This is a genomic window from Streptomyces sp. NPDC057565 (assembly GCF_042801455.1).
In the GTDB taxonomy this organism is placed as follows: domain Bacteria; phylum Actinomycetota; class Actinomycetes; order Streptomycetales; family Streptomycetaceae; genus Streptomyces; species Streptomyces yanii.
On sequence record NZ_JBHVFU010000156.1, the window covers coordinates 1 to 2,725 of the forward strand.

Consider the following 2,725-nt stretch of genomic DNA (forward strand, 5'->3'; position numbering starts at 1 on the left):
GATCAACGTGCCCAAGTCATCACTCGAACCACGCGACTTCGACGTCAGAGTCGACAGGACCTGCGCCCCCATGTCGAACTTCATTCGCTTCCCCCTGTCGAGCTAAATGATCTGGTACGACAATATCCTTACTGTTACGGCTCATCGGTTCAACCAGCGGCCCCCCGCTGTGACCAACACATGACAGAGCTGGGCGACATCGATCGCGTGTGTCCCGTGCGAGCTCGCCGAGCAGGGCGGCGGGTGCAATCGCGTGGTCTTGGTACCCACGGGAGCCCAGGGCCTCAGGTCGGGTTGGCCAGTCGCCTGATCACGTCGGCGTTCGGCGCCTCGGTCAGTGACCCGGGCACGACGTGGCTGCTCCTCGTGGGGTCCGACTCCTGAGTCATCTCCGCCAGGGCGGCGGTAGGCGCAATGCCCCGGGCTTTCGCGTCGTGGAGCTTCCTCGCCCACCGTGCGCCCTTGTTGAATGCCTCGTCGCCGCCCGCCGTGCGGACTTCCCACCCGGCGGCGTCGTCCTCGTCGTTCGCCCATACGTAGCCGATCACCCGACCGTCCCTGTCCGAGACCGTGAGGTACTGAACGGGCTTGTCGGTCAGTGGGCTGTAGCGCGGCGGCCCTCCGGGCGCCTCGTTGAACAACAGATCCTCGTTCAAGCGCGGATTGGGCCGCTGGTCCCTGCTCATCCGTGGAGAGGTCAGCCCTTGCTCACCAGTTCCTTGAGAGCGTCGAGCGTCGGAGCCTCGGTCAGCGAGCCCGGTACGACACCGCTGCCCTTGATGTCGCTCGTGTCCCGGACCAGTTCGGCGAGCAGGGCGGTGGGCGCGAGCCCGCGGGACTTCGCGTCCCGCAGTTTCCTGAGCCACGCGGCACCGGCGTTGATCTCGTTCGGCCCGAGCGCCGGCGGCGTCACCCAGCCGGCGGCGTCGCCCTCGTCGTTGGCCCACACGTACCCGAGCACCTTGCCGCTGTCGGCGGCCACCCGCACGTACTGCACAGGTCCCTGCGCGACGCGGTTGTAGCGGGGCGGCCCGGCGATCCGCTTGAGCTGCATGTCCTCTTCGAAGCGCGGATTGGGTTGGTTCTCGCTGGTCATGAGTGTTTCCTCTGTCACTTCGGCAGGACTTCGCCGTATACCTGGACCTTGCCGGCTTCGTCCAGGAAGACCCGGGTCACCCGGTACTCGGAGCCGCGTCCGAGAAGGATCTCACGCTCGTCCACGCCGTACTTGCTGACCTTCTCCAGCCACAGCGCGGGCGTCCCCTTCGGGACCCGCAGGTGGAAGATGGCGGGCTTGCCCTTGAAGCTCGGAACGGGGTGGTTGCCGAGCGACGTGGAGAAGTAGCCCTCGTCGGTGAAGGTGCCGCCCTGCATGTCCAGGGGCGAGTCGAGGTCGAGGTGGTCGATACCCGTGCCACGCACGACCATGACGTCCTCGGGAACGGGACGGGTCGACATCACGCGGTCCATCTCGCTGATGTCGTGCAGCACCTCGGGCCTCGGGCCGTAGTAGGGGTCGCCACGCAGGTAGCCGTTCATGTCCTTGTACGAGGGGAACGAGTCGCCCGTGTAGTCCCGGAGCGCCTGCTGCGCGGACGGGTCCAGGTCCCTCACGTAGTCGTTCCAGTACTCCCGGCCGTAGTCGATCGCATCCATGTCATCGGCGAACGGAACAGTGCCGTCGGACAGTTCGGCCGCGGCGACCTGGTGCTTCTCGGCAGTGGTGAGGGCGTCGAAGTCGGCTTCCGACACATGCGGGGTGTACTTGAAGTCGCCTGCCGCACTTCCGACACCCGGACCGCCGGTACCGGGGTGGCTGCCCGTCGCCGCATCATCGGCGCCGTGCAGCGCGTCTCCGGCGGCGCCGTGCGGGTCGACATGCCCGCCGGTGTCACCGGCGTGCGCGGCGTCGTCGGCGTGTGCGGCCGCGTCGTCGGCGTGCGCGCCGCTGTGCGGGGCGTCGTGCCCGTGCGTGCCCGGCATGTCGTGTCCCGGGCCGTGCGGGTTCGTGCCCGGCACGTCGTGCCCTGCGCCCGCCGGGAGGTGGTCACCGGGTACATGCGCTGCCGGTCCGCCGGGGATGTGGCCTGCGGGGTCGAACGCTGCCGGGGCGGGCCCGAACGAACCGCTCGGCACGTGGCCGGGTGCGCTGCCGGGGATGTGGCCTGCAGGTCCGCCGGGTATGTGGCCTGCGGGGTCGAAGGATGCCGGGGCGGGGCCGAAGGAGCCGTTCGGTACGTGTGCGGGTGCTCCGCCGGGTACGTGGCCTGCGGGGTCGAAGGACGCCGGGGCGGGCCCGAACGAGCCGTTCGGTACGTGCCCCGCGGGTCCGCCGGGTATGTGGCCTGCGGGGTCGAAGGATGCCGGGGCGGGGCCGAACGAGCCGTTCGGTACGTGTGCGGGTGCTCCGCCCGGCACGTGGCTGCCCGTACTCGGGACGTGGCTGTCCGCGGCGCCCGGCACATTGTTGAAGCCGCCCGCATGGACTCCTGGCCCTGCCGTCGGCTGAATCTGCCAGGACGTCGGCAGGCCCGACGTTCCCGGCACGGTGGTGTGCGGGATCGTGCTGCTCGGGGGGATCAGGTTGCCGTTGGGGTCCAGAAGGTGCCCGTCGGGCAGCTGGAACGAGCCGTCGGGCAGCTTGGGGATCTCGATGTTGCCGATGCCTTTGAGGCCCTTGGTGATGTCGCCGATTTTGGAGATGCCGGCGCCTGCGCCCTTGGCG

The 2,725-nt window shown here is 69.1% G+C and carries 3 protein-coding genes; all 3 read right to left on the minus strand.

Annotation, left to right across the window (positions count from 1 at the left end):
- Nucleotides 1–284: 284 nt before the first annotated feature.
- The gene (locus ACFU8W_RS52245) at nucleotides 285–656 is read right to left on the minus strand and encodes a hypothetical protein (RefSeq protein WP_384052921.1); all 372 of its coding nucleotides are present in this window, start codon (nucleotides 654–656) and stop codon (nucleotides 285–287) included.
- 41 nt (nucleotides 657–697) lie between these two features.
- Nucleotides 698–1,096 carry a hypothetical protein gene (locus ACFU8W_RS52250; RefSeq protein ID WP_345512300.1) on the minus strand — a complete coding sequence of 133 codons (399 nt, stop codon included), beginning with the start codon at nucleotides 1,094–1,096 and terminating at the stop codon, nucleotides 698–700.
- 14 nt (nucleotides 1,097–1,110) lie between these two features.
- Nucleotides 1,111–2,725 (minus strand): ADP-ribosyltransferase (locus ACFU8W_RS52255; RefSeq protein ID WP_384052923.1); only part of this gene is annotated, 1,615 nt, incomplete at its 5' end.

Coding starts and splice junctions, on each gene's coding strand:
- ACFU8W_RS52250 (WP_345512300.1), bottom strand. CDS start 1,096: ATGACCAGCGAGAACCAACCCAATCCGCGCTTCGAAGAGGACATGCAG.